The organism is Ideonella sp. A 288 (genome assembly GCF_002198735.1).
In the GTDB taxonomy this organism is placed as follows: domain Bacteria; phylum Pseudomonadota; class Gammaproteobacteria; order Burkholderiales; family Burkholderiaceae_C; genus Pseudaquabacterium.
In genome coordinates this window covers 1-17,155 of sequence record NZ_MWLO01000061.1, presented here as the reverse complement: position 1 = coordinate 17,155, position 17,155 = coordinate 1, and the positions used below count along the sequence as shown (strand labels likewise).

The window sequence follows — 17,155 nt, the reverse complement described above, 5'->3', positions numbered from 1 at the left end:
CCCCGGCCGACGCCGCCCTGCCACCCACCTCGGACGGCCGCCCCGACGAGGCCCATGGCCTGCGCTACCCCTGCGGCGAGCCGCCGGCGGCCGGCCAGGTGCGCGAGGTGGCGCCCGGCGTGCTGTGGCTGCGCATGCCCTTGCCGTTTGCGCTGAACCACATCAACCTCTGGGCCATCGCCGACTGGGACGAGCGTGGCGCCGGCTGGGCCATCGTCGACACCGGTACCAAGACCGCCGACGTGATGGCCGCCTGGGGCCACCTGCTGGCCGCCGACGGCCCTCTGGCCTCGACGCCGCAGGGCGCGAGGGTGACCCGCGTGTTCGTCACCCACATGCACCCCGACCACGTCGGCATGGCCGGCTGGCTGACGCGCAAGTTCGACGCCCGGATGTGGATCTCGCGGCTGGAGTACCTGAGCTGCCGCACCCTGGCCGCCGACACCGGCCGCGAGGCCCCCGACGACGCGATCCGCTTCTACCGCGCCTGCGGCTGGCCCGAGTCGGCGCTCGACCTGTACCGGGCGCGCTTCGGCGGCTTCGGCAAGTACCTGCACCCGCTGCCCGACAGCTTCCACCGCCTGCACGACGGGCAGGCCATCCGCATCGGTACGCGCGACTGGCGCATCCTCATCGGCCGTGGCCATTCGCCCGAGCACGCCTGCCTGGTCTGCGACGAGGCGGGGGTGCTGATCTCCGGCGACCAGGTGCTGCCGCGCATCTCGTCGAACGTGTCGGTGTTCCCGACCGAGCCCGAGGCCGATCCGCTGGGCGACTGGATCGCCTCCATCGAGCACCTGCGGGCCCGGCTGCCCGACGGCCTGCTGGTGCTGCCCGCCCACGGCGAGCCCTTCCTCGGGCTGCATGCGCGGCTCGACCGGCTGGCCTCCGGCCACGCCAAGGGCCTGGAGCGGCTGCGCCGCAGCCTGGCGGGCGGGCCGCGCCGGGCCATCGACGTCTTCGGTGCGCTGTTCGCACGGCCCATCGGCACCGACAGCGACCTGCTCGGCATGGCCACCGGCGAGAGCCTGGCCCACCTGAACCACCTGATGGCCCTGGGCGAGGTGCGGCGCGACTGCGACGCGGACGGCGTCTGGCACTACCGCCTGGTGTGATCGCGCCAGCGGTGGGGCGGCCGCGACAGGGCTGAGCGCGCCGTGGCGGGGCCTGGCGCGCGGCGGCGCCTGGCCGCGGGGCCGCCGCTTGGCATACCAGCGCAACTTCGTCGGGAATACGCCAGCACCTGGGCCGTATACAGCGCGGGCCCGGCGCCTCGGCGTGGCCGGCCTGCCCCACCACAGGGGCCCGTGGGCGCATCTGCCGCGGGCCACCACCCATCCGTCTTCGCAGGAGGTTCAACGTGCAACTGAAGTCATCGCTCATCGCCTTGCTCGCCATCACCGCCATGGGCACCGCGGTCGCCCACGACCGCTCGCCGCCGCCGCTGGTGCGCTTCAGCGGCACCATCGGGGTCGATCCGCTCACCGCCGCCGGTGGCGTGGACACGCTCAACGTCGTGCGCGGCATCAACCCCGGCGGCCGGGCCTGGATGCTGCGCACCCTGAAGGCGTCGGTGGCCAAGGACGGCACGCTCACGGCCCGCGGCACCAACCTGGTGTTCACCAGTGGCGACCTGATCGGTGGCCGGGGTGGGGTCACCCACGTGGCGGCCACGCTGGCCTGTGGGCCGGCCGCCACCGCCCGCAAGTTCAACAGCGGCCCGTTCGAGCTCGACATCTACGGCAACTTCCGCATCAACGGCAAGCTGAGCGAAGACGGCCTCAATGCCGCGGTGATGCCCGACACCTGCGACACGCCGGTGCTGCTGATCCGCTCGGCCAACCCGACCACTGGCGTGCTGGGCAACTGGTTTGCCGCGGGCATCCCGGCCCCGGTCAGCGGCGACGACGACTGACCCTCGCCACCGTGGTGGCCGTCCGCAGGCCGTGAGGCCGCGCGGACGGCTCGCACCCGCGTCGTCCCGCTGCCGTGCCGCGCCACCCCGGACGCACGCCGGCGCCGACAGCGCGGCGGCGGGGCGCTTTGGCCAATCGATCTGGCCGCTTTGGCCATTGGCGCGGCCCCGGCCTCGGCGCAAGCTGCGCCGCTTCGTCACATCCGACCGACCCCGCCGATGTACCTGACCCAGGGCCTGCACCGGGCCGTGCAGCGCCACCCCGACAAGATGGCGCTGCGCTACGGCGACCGCGTGCACAGCTTTGCCGCACTGGCCGACCAGGTGGCGCGGCTGGCGGCCACGCTGCGCCGGCGCGGTGTCGCGGCCGGCGACCGGGTGGCGCTGCTGTCGCCCAACACCGATCGCCTGGTCACCCAGTTGCTGGCGCTGTGGTGGCTGGGCGCGGTGGCCGTGCCGCTGAACACGCGCTGGAGCGCGCCCGAACTGTCGGCCGCGCTGGCCGATGCCGAGCCGGCGCTGCTGGTGGCCGACGACAGCCTGCTGGCCACGGCACGGTCGCTGGGCGGCCGCGCGCCGCTGCGCGGCGAGGTGCTGGCGGTGGAGTCGGCGCACCATGGGCCGGTGGGCGATGCCCGCACGGGCGGCGACGCGCTGGCGGCCATCCTGTTCACCGGCGGCACCACGGGCCGCGCCAAGGGCGTGATGCTCACGCACGCCAACTTCTGGTCGGCAGCCATGGCGCGCGGGGCCGAGCTGAACAACCCGGCCGATTCGATCTCGCTGCTGGTGGCGCCGCTGTTCCACGTGGCCGGGCTGGGCCGGCTGATCGGGCAGCTGATCGTCGGCGGCGCCTGCCTCACGGTGCCGCAGTTCCGGCCCGATGCCGTGCTGGCCGACATCGCCGCGCACCGGGTCACCGACCTCATCGTCGTGCCCAGCATGCTGCAGGCGCTGCTTGACCACCCGGCCTTCGACGCGGCCACGCTGCAGAGCTTGCGCCGCATCGCCTTCGGGGCCGCGCCGATGCCGCCCGACCTGCTCGACCGCGCGTTGCAGGCCTGGCCCGAGGCCGAGTTCTTCCAGGCCTACGGCCTGACCGAGACGGCCGCCGCGGTGTGCATCAACCCGCCGGCGCACCACCGGCCCGAGGCGCGTGGCCTGGGCTTGCTCGATTCGGTGGGGCGCGCCGGCCTGGGCGCCGAGATCCGCATCGTCGACGAACGCGGCGATGAAGTGCCGCGCGGCACCGTCGGCGAGATCGTGGTGCGCGGCCCGATGGTGATGGCCGGCTACTGGCGCCAGCCCGAAGCCACGGCCGAGGCGCTGCGCGACGGCTGGCTGCACACCGGCGACGCCGGCCGCATGGACGCCGCCGGCCACATGTGGGTGGTCGACCGGCTGAAGGACATGGTGATCACCGGCGGCGAGAACGTCTATTGCGTGGAGGTCGAGACCGTGCTGCGCAGCCACCCCGCGGTGGCCGATGCGGCGGTGGTCGGCGTGCCCGATGCGCAGTGGGGCGAGGCCGTGCAGGCCGTGGTGGTGCGCCGTGCGGGGCAGGCGGTGGACGAGGACGCGCTGCGCGCCCATTGCCGCACCCGCCTGGCCGGCTACAAGTGCCCGCGCGGCATCCTCTTCGTCGACGCCTTGCCGCTGTCGGCGGCGGGCAAGGTGCAGAAGGCCGTGCTCAGGCAGGCGTTTCGCACGCCCGACTGGCGCTGAAGCGCCCCGGCTTTGATCCCGCGCAATGCGGTGGGGGGTACCTGCGACGACATGTCACAGGGGTGTCGAGTCGTCAGTGCCTAGTATTTGAAGCACTGGCCCAGAGCCAGTGGCCGCTCCCCGGCACGGGGAGACGAATCCACCCACTTCAGGGACTCCCCATGACCACCCCCTTCCGCTGCCACGCCGTTGCCGTGGCCGCCAGCATTGCCCTGGCCGCTGTCGTGACGCCAGCCTTGTCCCAGTCCCAGCTCGCCGTGTCGCCCACGCCGAGCTTCGTCGACCCCACCGTGCAGCTGCTCGGCAACGCCAACATCGGCCTCGGCGGACTGGTCTTCATCGGGCCGTTCGCGCGCCTGACGGCGCCGACCAGCACGCTCTACATCCGCGTTGGCAGCGAGTCGAACGTGCAGGACAACGCCGAGGTCAACGCGTCCACCGGGGCCATCAGCCTGGGCCGACAGGTGATCCTGGCGCACGGCGCGGTTGTCAAGGGCCCGGCGCAGATCGGCATGACCGGCACCTGCCCGGTGAGGACGCAGACCACGTGCCCCAGCTTCGTGAGTTTCAACGCCGTGGTCGACGGTGCCATCGTGCAGAAGAACGCGATGGTTTCTGCGCTGGCCCGCGTCGGGCCCGGGGTCACCATCCCGTCGGGCCGCAAGGTGCTGTCGGGCGCCAACGTCACCAGCAATGCGCAGGTGACGGCCAAGAGTGTGGCCGTCGTGCAGGCCGACCTCGATTTCATGAACGGCGTGATCGCTGTCAACCGCGAGTTTGCCGTCGGCTACAGCGAAATGGCAGCTGCCGAGCCGTCCAAGGTGCGTGGCATCGGCCCGAACCCGGTCACGCTGTTCGACCCCGTCGAGGTGCTGCCCACCCTCAATGGCCTGCCCACGGCCGACCCGGGCTTCCGCAACCGCATCATCGGCGACGTGCGCATCGGCAACACCCTGGCCGAGTTGAAGCGGCGCATGGGCGGCCAGGTGTCGCTGCGGGCTGACGAGGGCCACCCGTTCCGGATCGGCTCGATCGATTCGATGGCCAGCAAGACCACATTCCATGCGCTCGAGACCACCGACCTGAGCGTGGGGCTGAACGGCCGCTACGGCTTCCACAGCGTCGTGCACGGCGGTGGCGCCGCGGGGGCCATGATCGCCGGAGACAACGTCGTGGTCGGCGACTGGTCGGTGCTGTTCCGGTCGCTGGTGGGTTCGGGCACCACCATCGGCTACAAGAGTCTGGTGCAGCAGGCCGACCTGCCGCCTGGCACCGTCGTGCCCGATTGCACGGTGATCATCGGCGCCGGTGCGGCCCGGGTCACCAGCCCGGTCGAATGGTGCGACATCACGCCGTGACCGGCGTCGCCACCAGGCCGCCGGCCCTGGCCGGCGCGGTGATGGCGCTGACCGTGGCGCTGGCATCGATCGGCGCGTCGGCCGGCGCCGCCGAGCCGATGCACGGACACGCGCATGACCATGGCCACGCCCATGCGCACGGCGACGAGACCGCGCCGCAGGCCGATCTGCCCGCCGCACCGGATGGCCTGGTGCGGCGGCTCGAGGACGTGCAGCGTCGATCCGGCCGTGGCCGCATCGCCTGGCAGACCTTCTGGACGTTGTGCTGGCAGCCGGTCGCCGGCGCCGTGCGCTACGAGGCGCGGTTGACGACCAGCGAGGGGGCACCCCGCAGGCCCACGCCCGTCGACCGCGGTTGCCACCGCGTCGAAGTGGCCGCCGGCGAGAACGCGGTGGCCGCGGGCCTGTATCGGCGCGACCTGATGCTGGCCATGCAGTCGGCGCAATCGTCGGTGCGGGTGAGGGCCGTCTTTGCCGACGGCCGCACCACGGCCTGGACGGCCGAGCAGCCGGTGGGCGTGGTCGGGCCCTCCGACCGCTGACGCCTGCGCAACGGCCTGCGGGCTGCACTTGCCCAACCGCCCCGTGCGGCGGGGTCGGCGCCGAGCGTTCCCGCCAATCCCGCTGAGCATTGCGGCCATTGCCGCGCGCCGCGGCGCTGCCCACACTCCGGGGCTCAACCAGGAGACGAGCATGACGCAGGCGGTTCATGTGGTGGGCGTGGGCATGATCCCGTTCACCAAGCCCGGGGCCAGCGACCCGTACCACGTGATGGGCGCACGCGCCGCGCGGCTGGCGCTGGACGATGCCCATGTGCCCTACGAGCACATCGAGCAGGCCTACGTGGGCTACGTCTACGGCGACTCCACCGCCGGCCAGGCGGCGGTCTACGGCGTCGGCCTCACCGGCATCCCGGTGGTCAACGTCAACAACAACTGCTCCACCGGTTCGACCGCGCTGTTCCTGGCGCGGCAGGCGGTGGCCTCGGGTGCGGCCGAGTGCGTGCTGGCGCTGGGCTTCGAGCAGATGGTGCCCGGCGCACTGAAGGGCGCCTACGACGACCGGCCGTCGCCGCTGGCCCGCTTCGTCGACGCGATGCAGCAGGACCAGGGCATCGAGCCAGCGGCACCGCGCGCGGCGCAGTTCTTCGGCGGCGCGGCGCGGGCCTACATCGCCGAGCACGGCATCCGCGCCGACACCTTCGCGCGCATCTCGGTCAAGGCCCGGCAGCATGCGGCGCGCAACCCGCTGGCGGTGTTCCGCCAGACCGTCACGCTCGACGAGGTCATGGCCGCGCCCAAGGTGTTCGACCCACTCACCCGCCTGCAGTGCTGCCCGCCCACCTGCGGCGCCGCCGCGGCGGTGATCTGCAGCGAGGCCTTCGCCCGCCGCCACGGCCTGGACACGCGCGTGCGCATCGCCGCCCAGGCCATGACCACCGACACCGCCAGCACCTTTGAGGCGCACGACATGCGCCGCCTGGTCGGCTACGACATGGCCCGCACCGCGGCGCAGAAGGTGTACGACGCCGCCGGCATCGGCCCCGACGACCTGGACGTGGTTGAACTGCACGACTGCTTCACCGCCAACGAGCTGATCACCTACGAGGCGCTGGGCCTCACGGCCGAGGGCACGGCCGAGCGCTTCATCGTCGACGGCGACAACACCTACGGCGGGCGCATCGTCACCAACCCCTCCGGCGGCCTGCTGTCCAAGGGCCACCCGCTGGGCGCCACCGGCCTGGCGCAGTGTGCCGAGCTGACATGGCAACTGCGCGGCCAGGCCGAGCAGCGCCAGGTCGAGGGCGCGCGGCTGGCCCTGCAGCACAACCTGGGGCTGGGCGGCGCCTGCGTCGTCACGCTCTACCAGCGGGTGGACGCCTGATGCTGGACAAGGGGTTCATCGGGCACCGCCTGGCGCCGTTCACGGTGCCGGTCGAGGCCAGCAGGCTGCGCTTGTTCGCGAAGGCCATCGGCGAAACGCGGCCCGAGTACCTGGACGAGGCCGCGGCGCGCGCCGCCGGCTTTGCCGGCCTGCCGGTGCCGCCCACCTTCCTGTTCTGCCTGGAGATGGACGCGCCCGACCCCGGTGCCCTGCGCACGCTGCTGGGCATCGACATCGCGCGCATCCTGCACGGCGAGCAGCGCTTCCGCTACCACGCGATGGCCCATGCCGGCGACACGCTCACCTTCGAGCAGCGCATCGCCGACATCTACGACAAGAAGGGCGGGGCGCTGGAGTTCGTGGTGCGCGAGACCCGGGTCACCAACCACCGCGGCGAGCCGGTGGCTGAGCTCGACTGCGTGACGGTGGTGCGCAATGGATAGGGCGGCGCTGCAACACCTGAAGGTCGGCGACGTGCTGCCCGCCGTCGCCCAGGCGCCGGTGTCGCGCTTCGACCTGGCGCTGTACCTGGGCGCCTCGGGCGACCACAACCCGATCCACGTCGACCTCGATTTCGCGCGCCGAGCCGGCATGCCCGACGTGTTCGCGCACGGCATGCTGTCGATGGCCTGGCTGGGCAGGGCGCTGACGCACTGGGTGCCGCAGCCGCGGGTGCGCGAGTTCGGCGTGCGCTTCGTCGCCATCACGCAGGTGGGCGAGCGCATCACCTGCAGCGGCACCGTCACCGAGCTGTTCGAGGCCGGCGGCGAGCGCCGCGCCCGGCTGGCCGTGCAGACGGCCAACGAGGCCGGGCAGGTGAAGCTGATTGGCGACGCCGTCGTCGCCCTGGATTGAACGCACACAGGAGACCCGCGATGGGCAGATTGCAGGACAAGGTGGCCCTGGTGTCGGGCTCGGGGCGCGGCATCGGGCTGGCCATCGCCACCAAGCTGGCGAGCGAGGGCGCGCGCGTGGTCGTCAACGACCTCGATGCCGAACCGGCCGAGGCCGCGGTGGCGGCCATCCGGGCGGCCGGCGGCCAGGCGGTGGCCTGCATCGGCAGCGTCACCGCCGACGGCTTCGCCGAGCGCTTCGTGCGCACGGCGGTCGACAGCTACGGCGGGCTGGACATCATCGTCAACAACGCCGGCTACACCTGGGACAACGTGATCCAGAAGATGGACGACGCGCAGTGGGACGCCATCCTCGACGTGCACCTGAAGGCGCCGTTCCGCATCCTGCGCGCCGCCTCGGGCTTCATCCGCGAGGCCGCGCGCCGCGAGGCCGAGGCCGGGCACGAGGTGTTCCGCAAGGTGGTCAACATCTCGTCCACCTCGGGCGTGTTCGGCAACGCCGGACAGGTCAACTATGCGGCGGCCAAGTCGGGCATCAACGGCCTGACGCGCGCGATGGCCAAGGAGTGGGGCCGCTACAAGGTCAACGTCAACAGCGTCGCCTTCGGGCTGATCAAGACGCGGCTCACCGAGGCCTCGGCCGCGGGTGACGCGCGCATCGACATCGAGGGCCGGCAGATCAAGGTGGGCGTGAACCCGCAGATCCTGGAGAGCGCCGAGAAGACCATCCCGATCGGCCGCGCCGGCACACCCGAGGAGGCCGCCGGGGCGGTGTACCTGTTCTGCTGCCCCGAGAGCAACTACGTCAGCGGGCAGGTGCTGGTGTGTGCGGGGGGGAAGCCATGAGCCTTCCTTGGCCGAAGCCGACCTGGATGGACCACGACCTCGAGCAACTCGAGGACGCCGCCAACCGCTTCTTCGAGCGCGAATGCGTGCCGCACGACGCCCGCTGGCGCGAGCAGCGCCACGGCGACCGCGGCATCTGGAACCAGGCCGGTGCGGCCGGGCTGCTGTGCGTCAGCATCCCCGAGCAGTACGGCGGCGGTGGCGGCCACTTCGGCCACGAGGTGGTGATCACCCAGGCCCATGCACGGGCCGGCGTGGGCGGCTTCTCCAACGGCGTGCACTCGGGCATCGTGGCCCACTACATCCTGCGCTATGGCACCGAGGCGCAGAAGCAGCGCTGGCTGCCGAAGATGGCCGCCGGCGAGCTGGTGGCCGCCATCGCGATGACTGAGCCCGGTGCCGGCACCGACCTGCAGGCCATCCGCACCTCGGCCCGCCGCGACGGCGACCACTACGTGATCAACGGCGCCAAGACCTTCATCACCAACGGCTGGCACGCCGACCTGGTGTGCGTGGTGGCGCGCACCGGGCCCGAATCGGGCGGCAAGGGCCTGTCGCTGATCATGGTCGAGACGGCGGGGCAAGAAGGCTACCGGCGCGGCCGCCTGCTCGACAAGATCGGCCAGCACAGCATCGACACCTGCGAGCTGTTCTTCGACGAGATGCGCGTGCCGGCGCACCAGCTGCTGGGCACCGACGAGGGCCGCGGCTTCGCGCAGCTGATGGAGCAATTGCCGCGCGAGCGGCTGATCATCGCCGTGGGCGGCGTGGCCACCCTGCAGCGCGCCGTAGACGAGACCCTGGCCTACGTGCAGCAGCGGCAGGCGTTCGGCCAGCCGCTGATGGCGATGCAGAACACCCGTTTCAAGCTCGCCGAATGCCAGACCCTGGCCACGGTGGCGCGCAGCTTCGTCGACGACTGCATCGGCCGCGCGCTGCGCGACGAGCTCGACCTGGCCACCGCGGCCATGGCCAAGAGTTGGGTCACCGAGGCGGTGGGCAAGGTGGTCGACGAATGCCTGCAACTGCACGGCGGCTACGGCTACATGACCGAGTACCCGATCGCCCGCATGTACGCCGACGCGCGCGTGGGCCGCATCTATGGCGGCAGCAACGAGGTGATGAAGGAGCTGATCGCCCGGGCCATGGAGCGCGCGTCGCGATGACGGTGGCCGCCGCCCCGACCGGCCACCCGACCGCCGCCCGCCCGCGCTTCTGGCCCGGGGGCCTGCCCCGCACGCTGGTGGTGCCCGAGGCCACGCTGGTCGACAGCCTGCGCGCCAACGCCGCGCGTACGCCGCACCGGCCGGCCATCGTCTTCGGCGACGAGGTGCTGAGCCATGCCGAGCTGCTCGCCCAGGTGGAGGCCCTGGCCGGTTGGCTGCAGCAGCGCTGCGGCGTGCAGCGTGGCGACCGTGTGCTGCTGTTCAGCCAGAACAGCCCGCGCTTCTGCATCGCCTACCACGCGGTGATGCGCGCCGACGCGGTGGTGGTGCCCGTGAACGCGATGAGCACGCCGTCCGAGCTGGCCTACCTGGCCGGCGACAGCGGCGCGCGGGTGGTGCTGGCCTCGGGCGAGCTGGTCGGACGTGCGGCGGGGGTGGCCACGCTGGCGTGCGGCGTGGTGCTCGACCACGCCACGGACGACGGTGCGCCCGCCGCCTTCGCCCACTGGCCGGAGGTGCTGCAGGCCTGCCTGGCGCCGACGCCGATGACCACCAGCCACGACGACCTGTGCGTGCTGCCCTACACGTCGGGCACCACCGGCCACCCCAAGGGCTGCCGCCACACGCACCGCACGATGCTGAGCTCGTTGCACGCCTCGCGCACCTGGCGAGGCCTCGGCGACGACACCGTGGCGCTGTCTGTGGCGCCGATGTTCCACCTGCTGGGCATGCAGAACGGCATGAACCTGCCGCTGCTGGCGGGCGGCACCCTTGTGATGCTGCCGCGCTGGGACCGCGAGGCCGCCGCCGTGCTGATCGAGCGCCACCGCGTCACCTACTGGGCGGCGCCGCCGACGATGGTGGTCGACTTCTTCGCCCAGCCAGGGCTGGCGCAGCGCGACCTGTCGAGCCTGAAGCTGCTGGTCGGCGGCGGCGCCGCGGTGCCCGACGCCGTGTCGGCGCTGCTGCGCGACCGCTATGGCCTGGCACTGAACGAGGCCTACGGCATGACCGAGACCGCGTCGTTCCTGCACTGCAACCCGGTCGGCCGCGAGAAGCCGTGCTGTCTGGGCGTGCCGACCTTCGGCGTCGATTCGCGCGTGGTCGACCCAGTGACGCTGGCCGAACTGCCACCGGGCGAGGTGGGTGAGCTGGTCACGCGCGCGCCGCAGGTCATGCTGGGTTACTGGGGCCGCCCCGAGGCCGATGCCGAGGCCTACGTGACGATCGACGGCCAGCGCTTCCTGCGCACCGGCGACCTGTGTGCCGCCGACGATGAAGGCTACTTCTTCATGCGCGACCGGCTCAAGCGCATGATCAGCGTGTCTGGCTACAAGGTGTGGCCGGCCGAGGTGGAGAACCAGATCTACGCGCACCCGGCCGTGCACGAGGCCTGCGTGATCGGCGTGCCCGATCCGCGTTCGGGCGAGCGCGTCAAGGCGCTGCTGGTGCTCAAGCCCGGCGCGAGCGCTGGCGTGACTGCCGAGGACGTCATCGGCTGGTGCCGCGACCGCATGGCGGTGTTCAAGGCGCCGCGCGAGGTGGCCTTCCTGGACCACCTGCCCAAGTCGGGCACCGGCAAGATCCTGTGGCGCGAGCTGCAGGACCGCGAACCACATCGACGCGAACCACATCGATGCGAAGAACAGCAAGGAGACACGCCATGACCGGTTCCCTCTTCAACCGACGCGCGGCCATCGCCGCCGCCGCCCTGGCCCTGGCCGGCGCCCTGGTGCCGGCACAGGCCCAGACCTTCCCGACCAGGCCGGTGCGCATCGTCGTGCCCTATGCGCCCGGTGGCGCCACCGACATCCTGGGCCGCATGGTGGCGGCCAAGCTGCAGGAGGCCTGGGGCCAGAACGTCACGGTCGAGAACAAGCCCGGCGCCAGTGGCGTGGTCGGCAACGACCTGGTGGCCAAGGCGCCACCTGACGGATACACCGTGCTGCTGGGCATCACCGCCATCGTGCAGGGCGCGACGCTGATGAAGCTGCCCTACGACCCCTACAAGGACTTCATCCCGGTGTCGCAGCTGTCCACCAGCACCAGCCTGCTGGTGGTGCCGGCCAAGGCCCCCTACAACACGGTGGCCGAGTACGTGGCGCTGCTGAAGCAGCAGCCGGGCAAGCATGGCTACGGCTCGTACGGTGCCGGCACCAGTGCGCACATCCAGGGCGAGCTGTTCAAGTCGCACACCGGCACCGACCTGGCCCATGTGCCCTACAAGGGCGCCGCGCCGATGATGACCGATCTGCTCGGCGGCCAGCTCAGCATGGCCTTCGTCGATGCCGGCACAGGCCGCGCGCACGTCAAGTCGGGTGCGGTCAAGGCGCTCGCCGTCACCGGCACCGAGCGGCTGAAGATGGCCCCCGATGCGCCCACCTTCGCCGAACTGGGCTACGCCAACTTCGAGCCCAAGGGCTGGTTCGGTTTCTTCCTGCCCGCGGGCACGCCGGCGCCCATCGTGGCCAAGCTGGCGGCCGACCTGCAGAAGGCCATCCGCCTGCCCGACGTCACGGCGCGCATCGAAGACCTGGGCCAGACGCCGGTGGGCGGCACGCCCGAGGCCTTTGCCGCGGTCATCAAGACCGATGGCCCGGTGTATGCGAAGCTCATCAAGGACCTGAACATCAAGCTGGACTGACCCGACCGACCAAGGAGCCCGACATGAGCGATCTCGAGTACTCACTGCACGAAGGCGTGGCCACGCTCACGCTGAACCGGCCCGAGGCGCGCAATGCGCTGAGCGGCGACATGCGGGTGGCCTTTGCACGGCTGGTGCCGCAACTGGCGGCCGACAAGTCGGTGCGCGCGGTGATCCTCACTGGCGCGGGCGGTGCCTTTTGCGCCGGCGGCGACCTGCGCGGCATGGCCGAATCGCGCCCCACCGCCACCATCGAGAGCTGGCGCGACCGCATGCGCGACGTGCAGCCGTGGATGCGGCAACTCGTCGAACTGGACAAGCCGCTGATTGCCGCCGTCGATGGCCCGGCCTTCGGCGCCGGCTTCAGCCTGTCGCTGATGGCCGACTTCGTGGTGGCCACGCCGCGCGCGCGCTTCTGCCTGTCGTTCATGCGCGTGGGGCTGGTGCCCGACTTCGCCGCGATGTACACGCTGCCCCGGGTGGTGGGCGTGCAGCGCGCGAAGGAGTTGATGCTGTCGGCGCGCGAGGTGGCGGCCGACGAGGCGCTGCGCCTGGGCCTGGTGATGGAGATCGTGCCGGCCGAATCGCTGATGGACCGGGCCGGCGCGCTGGCGCGCAGCTTTGTCGGCGCCTCGCCGCTGGCCACCAGCCTGATCAAGCGCAGCGTGGGCATGTCGCTGGCGAGCGACCTGTCCACGCTGCTGTCGACAGAGGCCAACGACCAGGCCATGTGCTTCGAGACGCCGTACCAGGCCGAGGCGGTGCAGCGCTTCCTGAACAAGCGGCCGGCGATGTTCCAGTGGCCGGCCGCGGTTGGCAAGGACAAGGAGTGACCATGGGCATGCTCGACGACAAGGTGGTGGTGGTCACTGGGGCCGGTGGCGGCATCGGCCGCGACATCGCGCTGCAGTGCGCGGCGCAGGGCGCCGCGGTGGTGGTCAACGACATCGGTGCCTCGGTGGCCGGCGAGGGCCTGGACAGCGGCCCGGCGCAGCAGGTGGTGGACGAGATCCGCGCCGCCGGTGGCCGCGCGGCGGCCAGCACCGACAGCGTGTCCGAGCCGGTCAGCGCCGGCCGCATCGTGCAGGCCGCGCTCGACAGCTTCGGCCGCATCGACGTGGTGGTCAACAACGCCGGCATCCTGCGCGACCGCTTCTTCCACAAGATGGGCCAGGACGAGTGGGACGCAGTGATCAAGGTGCACCTGTACGGCGCCTGGCACGTCAGCCGCGCCGCGGCCAACCATTTCAAGGAGCAGGGCAGCGGCGCCTACGTGCACATGACGTCCACCTCGGGCCTGATCGGCAACTTCGGCCAGGCCAACTACGCGGCGGCCAAGCTGGGCGTGGCGGCGCTGTCCAAGTCCATCGCGCTGGACATGCAGAAGTTCAACGTGCGCAGCAACTGCATCGCGCCCTTCGCCTGGAGCCGCATGATCGGCTCGATCCCGACCGACACGCCCGAGCAGCAGGCCCGCGTGGCGCGCATCCAGCAAATGACGCCGGCCAAGATCGCCCCAGTGGCGGTCTACCTCGCCAGCGACGCGGCCAGTGAGGTGAGCGGCCAGATCTTCGCGGTGCGCAACAACGAGATCTTCCTGATGAGCCAGCCGCGGCCCGAACGCAGCGTGCACCGCAGCGAGGGCTGGACGCCCGAGAGTGTGGCCGCGCATGCGATGCCGGCGCTCAAGTCGGCCTTCTACCCGCTGGACCGCTCGGCCGATGTGTTCTGCTGGGACCCGATCTGAGCTTCATTGCCCAGCCGCGCTCACTCGATCTCGATGCCCTTGGTGACTGGTCCCCACAGCGCCAGTTCCTTGGCCGCCTGCGCGGCGAGTTGCTCGCCGGTGCCCGACCAGGCGTTGTAGCCAAGGTCGGCCAGGCGGGCCTGCATCTCGGCGGTGGCCAGCACCTTGCGCGTGGCCTCGGCCAGGCGCTGCACGGTGGCCGCCGGCAGCTTGGGTGGGCCGTACAGGCCGTACCAGCCCCCGACTTCGTAGCCGGGCAGCCCGGCCTCGCGCATCGTCGGCACCTCGGGCAGCATCGGGTTGCGCTGCGGCGAGGTCACGGCGATGGCCCGCACCTGGCCGGCGCTGATGTACTTGCGCGCGCCGCCGACGATGTCGAACATCATCGAGATCTGCCCGCCGATCACGTCGTTCATCGCCGGTGCATTGCCCTTGTAGGGCACGTGCACCAGCTTCACCTTCGCCTGCGCGGCCAGCAGTTCGCCGCTGAGGTGGTTGCTGGCACCGACACCGGCCGAGCCGTAGAACACCTGGCCCGGCTGCGCCCGGGCCAGCGACAGCAGTTCGTCGAGGCTGCGCGCCGGATGGTCCTTGGCCACCACCAGCACGTTGGCGTAGCTCAGCAGCGGCGCCACCGGCGTCAGGTCTTTCGCCGGGTCGTAGCGCAGCTTCTTATGGATGTGCGGCACGATGGTGATCGTGGGGCTGGCCGCGAAGAAGACCGTCAGCCCGTCGGGCGCCGAGCCCACGGTCAGTTCGCCGGCCAGCGCGCCACTGGCGCCAGGCTTGTTCTCGACGATGACCGGCTGGCCCAGCTCGCGCGACAGCAAGGGCGCAACGATGCGCGCCATCGCGTCGACTGGGCCGCCAGCCGCATAGCCGACGAGCAGGCGGAGCTGCTTGTCCGATTGGGCGGAGGCCCGCAGGGGCAGGCCGGCCAACAGGGCAGCAGCGCACAGGCTGGCGGCGGCCACCGCGCGGCGGCGTTGCAGTCGCATGGCGATCTCCAGAGTGGGGATCGGCACAGCTTCGCCCAGCCGTGCGGCCCAGGCAATCGGGGTTTGCCAACTTCAGGTGTCCGCCTTGGGGACTGGCGATCTACTGCACACCGGCTCCCCCTGCCGAAGTGGCGCGCGCCCGTCCGATCAGCGTGCCGCTCTGCGGTCCATCGGTCCGATTCGCTGCTCTGCCCAGACCAGTCCGGCCATGAACAAGGTGCGGGGGCGCGCGTTCTGGGTCAGGCCACCGTGGAACCAGTTCATCCAGATGCCTTCGGCGCCAAGTTCGCGGCAGGGTCGGCAGTAACCGGGTCGGAACCCCGGGTTCGCCAAGGGCAGCGATCGGAACACGAGGCCGGTGCGCTCGAAGGCCAGGCGCCCATCGATCCACACGCGCCAGGCGCCGTCGGGCGTCCAGTATTGCTGCACGCCGTTCTTGATGTGCGGCGAGCCATCGGCCAGCACGGCAGGCCGGTCGACACTGTTGAGCAGGATCTCGGCTTCGATGTCATACCACTGGTCAAAGTACAGCATCGAGCCCAGGCCACCGCGTTGGCCGAAGTTGGTCTCGTCGCGGGTGTCCGCGACGTAATTGTGTCCGGGCGGATTGTTCGGGCCGAAATCATAGAAATGCCCGTAGATGGTCCAGCCGTTCTCGTCCGGACCGCCCATGGCCGAGTCGTTGGCTTGCCAGCCGAAGCGCGTCTGCCAACCCATGCCACCGCCGGCAGAGCCGGAAACGCCTCCCGTGGTGCGGTTGTGGCTCGGCATCGGGAAGAACTTGCCGGCGTCCTCGGTCCACCGCGCCTGTTTTGCGGCGGTGTACACATGTGGCCGGCCCGCAGCACCTTCGATATAGCCAGGGCCACGGGTGATCCGGATGCCGCAGCGCACGAACACACGACGTTGCCTTCCGAAGCGGTCGGCGGGCAAGTACAGCTTGGCGTTGGCGGCCAACGATCCCCCATATCCACCCACGTCGCCGTTCTTCACGCCGGAACTCTTCATGTGGATGCGCATCGCCCCCAAGCCCGGTGCAAACGGCTCGAAATTGTCCTCCTTCCAGGTGCTGGGCACCAGTTTCCAGTCGGGACCGGCCATGATCCATTTGCCCAAGTCCTTGTGCGGAAGCAGGCTCCGGTCTTCTTGACCCCGGTCGTACAACTTCGGGTCGAACGCACGCTCGTCGTCGGTGTTGACGTAGAGGGACGATACGAAGTCGGACCAGCGACTGCCGTCCTCGTATCGGTGCGCGCCGAACACTGCTGGATGATGTTCGATGCCAATGTCCAATGGGAAGGCGGTGGCTAAACCTCCGGTGGCCGGATCGCGATTCACCGGCGGGTCCAAATGCATCACTTCGAACACCGCTGGTCCGCCATACGTTGCCCATTGCCCGTCGGTGTACGAGAAGTGCAGAACGGCTCGCGTGGGCGGCGCTTTGGGTCGAGGGAACTCAATAAAGATCGGCAGCGCCATCTGCGTCGCCTTCACAAGTGGCAGGGTCGAGCCCACTGCCGACGCTGCGCAAAGGTATGCGGTGGCGGCTTCGGAGCTTCCGTCCGCGTAGGTGTACAGGACCCGCGGCATGGCTGTTCCACTGGTCAACACTTTGCGTTGGCCTCGGGGACAACGCAACAGCATGGCCATCCATCCGCTACGTTGGGCCATTTTGGTCACATCCATGGTGACCGGCACCACCGCGCCGGCGGCTGTCAGGGCGGGCTGCGTGTAAGTTGCCCAGGGCTTGGCGCCATGTCGTACGCCATCGGCATCTATCCAGTCGCCACCCGGTCGGGTCCAAGTCCAGCCGGCCAATGAGTCGACGAACTGCGCCGTAGGGCCGTTCTGGCGCCCCTCGCTGTAGGGCAGGCCGCCCGCCACGCGGGACGGGTAGTCGGCCGGCGCGGGCTGGAACAGTCGGGGGTGTTGGTAGCGGTAACGCACACCTGTCAACGTCAGTGGCGGCGCCGGTGACGGTCCGGGTTCCGGGTCTGGTTCAGGGGCCGGAGGGGGAG

At 70.9% G+C, this 17,155-nt stretch carries 16 protein-coding genes; 14 read left to right on the top strand and 2 right to left on the bottom strand.

Annotation, left to right across the window (positions count from 1 at the left end; translation table 11 throughout):
- Window positions 1-17 precede the first annotated feature (17 nt).
- The 14 genes from EOINJALH_RS03475 to EOINJALH_RS03410 all read left to right on the top strand — a co-directional run bounded on the left by EOINJALH_RS03475 (window position 18) and on the right by EOINJALH_RS03410 (window position 14,139).
- Window positions 18-1,115, top strand: coding sequence for an MBL fold metallo-hydrolase (locus EOINJALH_RS03475; RefSeq protein ID WP_088278922.1), 1,098 nt, complete (start codon window positions 18-20; stop codon window positions 1,113-1,115).
- 245 nt (window positions 1,116-1,360) lie between these two features.
- Window positions 1,361-1,915, top strand: a complete 555-nt coding sequence (locus EOINJALH_RS03470) for a hypothetical protein (protein ID WP_088278920.1) — start codon at window positions 1,361-1,363, stop codon at window positions 1,913-1,915.
- 219 nt (window positions 1,916-2,134) lie between these two features.
- Window positions 2,135-3,640, top strand: coding sequence for a long-chain fatty acid--CoA ligase (locus EOINJALH_RS03465; RefSeq protein ID WP_088278919.1), 1,506 nt, complete (start codon window positions 2,135-2,137; stop codon window positions 3,638-3,640).
- 161 nt (window positions 3,641-3,801) lie between these two features.
- Entirely contained in the window at window positions 3,802-4,998 is a 1,197-nt protein-coding gene (locus tag EOINJALH_RS03460) for an acetyltransferase (protein WP_088278918.1), read from the top strand.
- Window positions 4,995-5,540: a hypothetical protein gene (locus EOINJALH_RS03455; RefSeq protein ID WP_144289843.1), complete on the top strand. Its 546-nt coding sequence runs from the start codon at window positions 4,995-4,997 to the stop codon at window positions 5,538-5,540. The genes EOINJALH_RS03460 and EOINJALH_RS03455 overlap by 4 nt, the downstream gene beginning before the upstream one ends.
- A gap of 151 nt (window positions 5,541-5,691) precedes the next feature.
- Window positions 5,692-6,882, top strand: a complete 1,191-nt coding sequence (locus EOINJALH_RS03450; protein ID WP_088278916.1) for a lipid-transfer protein — start codon at window positions 5,692-5,694, stop codon at window positions 6,880-6,882.
- On the top strand, window positions 6,882-7,325 hold the full coding sequence (locus EOINJALH_RS03445; RefSeq protein WP_088278915.1) for a MaoC family dehydratase N-terminal domain-containing protein: 444 nt from the start codon (window positions 6,882-6,884) through the stop codon (window positions 7,323-7,325). Before EOINJALH_RS03450 ends, EOINJALH_RS03445 begins: the two co-directional genes overlap by 1 nt.
- On the top strand, window positions 7,318-7,737 hold the full coding sequence (locus tag EOINJALH_RS03440; protein WP_088278914.1) for a MaoC family dehydratase: 420 nt from the start codon (window positions 7,318-7,320) through the stop codon (window positions 7,735-7,737). Before EOINJALH_RS03445 ends, EOINJALH_RS03440 begins: the two co-directional genes overlap by 8 nt.
- A gap of 20 nt (window positions 7,738-7,757) precedes the next feature.
- Window positions 7,758-8,582, top strand: coding sequence for an SDR family NAD(P)-dependent oxidoreductase (locus EOINJALH_RS03435; RefSeq protein ID WP_088278913.1), 825 nt, complete (start codon window positions 7,758-7,760; stop codon window positions 8,580-8,582).
- Window positions 8,579-9,748, top strand: a complete 1,170-nt coding sequence (locus EOINJALH_RS03430) for an acyl-CoA dehydrogenase family protein (protein WP_088278912.1) — start codon at window positions 8,579-8,581, stop codon at window positions 9,746-9,748. Before EOINJALH_RS03435 ends, EOINJALH_RS03430 begins: the two co-directional genes overlap by 4 nt.
- Window positions 9,745-11,415, top strand: coding sequence for an AMP-binding protein (locus EOINJALH_RS03425; protein ID WP_088278911.1), 1,671 nt, complete (start codon window positions 9,745-9,747; stop codon window positions 11,413-11,415). Before EOINJALH_RS03430 ends, EOINJALH_RS03425 begins: the two co-directional genes overlap by 4 nt.
- Window positions 11,412-12,392, top strand: coding sequence for a tripartite tricarboxylate transporter substrate binding protein (locus EOINJALH_RS03420; protein ID WP_088278910.1), 981 nt, complete (start codon window positions 11,412-11,414; stop codon window positions 12,390-12,392). Before EOINJALH_RS03425 ends, EOINJALH_RS03420 begins: the two co-directional genes overlap by 4 nt.
- Before the next feature lie 23 nt (window positions 12,393-12,415).
- A complete protein-coding gene (locus EOINJALH_RS03415; protein WP_088278909.1) occupies window positions 12,416-13,225 on the top strand; it encodes an enoyl-CoA hydratase/isomerase family protein in 810 nt (269 codons plus the stop codon).
- 8 nt (window positions 13,226-13,233) lie between these two features.
- Window positions 13,234-14,139: an SDR family NAD(P)-dependent oxidoreductase gene (locus tag EOINJALH_RS03410; RefSeq protein ID WP_088278921.1), complete on the top strand. Its 906-nt coding sequence runs from the start codon at window positions 13,234-13,236 to the stop codon at window positions 14,137-14,139.
- A gap of 20 nt (window positions 14,140-14,159) precedes the next feature.
- Here the strand turns inward: EOINJALH_RS03410 and EOINJALH_RS03405 are convergent, their stop codons facing one another.
- Window positions 14,160-15,137, bottom strand: a complete 978-nt coding sequence (locus EOINJALH_RS03405) for a tripartite tricarboxylate transporter substrate binding protein (protein ID WP_088278908.1) — start codon at window positions 15,135-15,137, stop codon at window positions 14,160-14,162.
- A gap of 147 nt (window positions 15,138-15,284) precedes the next feature.
- Window positions 15,285-17,084 carry a hypothetical protein gene (locus EOINJALH_RS31000; RefSeq protein ID WP_144289842.1) on the bottom strand — a complete coding sequence of 600 codons (1,800 nt, stop codon included), beginning with the start codon at window positions 17,082-17,084 and terminating at the stop codon, window positions 15,285-15,287.
- Window positions 17,085-17,155: the final 71 nt, after the last annotated feature.

Excerpts from the sequence above, each read along its gene's own strand:
- EOINJALH_RS03465 (WP_088278919.1), top strand. The coding sequence starts at position 2,135 with ATGTACCTGACCCAGGGCCTGCACCGGGCCGTGCAGCGCCACCCCGAC.
- EOINJALH_RS03460 (WP_088278918.1), top strand. The coding sequence starts at position 3,802 with ATGACCACCCCCTTCCGCTGCCACGCCGTTGCCGTGGCCGCCAGCATT.
- EOINJALH_RS03450 (WP_088278916.1), top strand. The coding sequence starts at position 5,692 with ATGACGCAGGCGGTTCATGTGGTGGGCGTGGGCATGATCCCGTTCACC.
- EOINJALH_RS03445 (WP_088278915.1), top strand. The coding sequence starts at position 6,882 with ATGCTGGACAAGGGGTTCATCGGGCACCGCCTGGCGCCGTTCACGGTG.
- EOINJALH_RS03440 (WP_088278914.1), top strand. The coding sequence starts at position 7,318 with ATGGATAGGGCGGCGCTGCAACACCTGAAGGTCGGCGACGTGCTGCCC.
- EOINJALH_RS03435 (WP_088278913.1), top strand. The coding sequence starts at position 7,758 with ATGGGCAGATTGCAGGACAAGGTGGCCCTGGTGTCGGGCTCGGGGCGC.
- EOINJALH_RS03430 (WP_088278912.1), top strand. The coding sequence starts at position 8,579 with ATGAGCCTTCCTTGGCCGAAGCCGACCTGGATGGACCACGACCTCGAG.
- EOINJALH_RS03425 (WP_088278911.1), top strand. The coding sequence starts at position 9,745 with ATGACGGTGGCCGCCGCCCCGACCGGCCACCCGACCGCCGCCCGCCCG.
- EOINJALH_RS03420 (WP_088278910.1), top strand. The coding sequence starts at position 11,412 with ATGACCGGTTCCCTCTTCAACCGACGCGCGGCCATCGCCGCCGCCGCC.
- EOINJALH_RS03415 (WP_088278909.1), top strand. The coding sequence starts at position 12,416 with ATGAGCGATCTCGAGTACTCACTGCACGAAGGCGTGGCCACGCTCACG.
- EOINJALH_RS03410 (WP_088278921.1), top strand. The coding sequence starts at position 13,234 with ATGCTCGACGACAAGGTGGTGGTGGTCACTGGGGCCGGTGGCGGCATC.
- EOINJALH_RS03405 (WP_088278908.1), bottom strand. The coding sequence starts at position 15,137 with ATGCGACTGCAACGCCGCCGCGCGGTGGCCGCCGCCAGCCTGTGCGCT.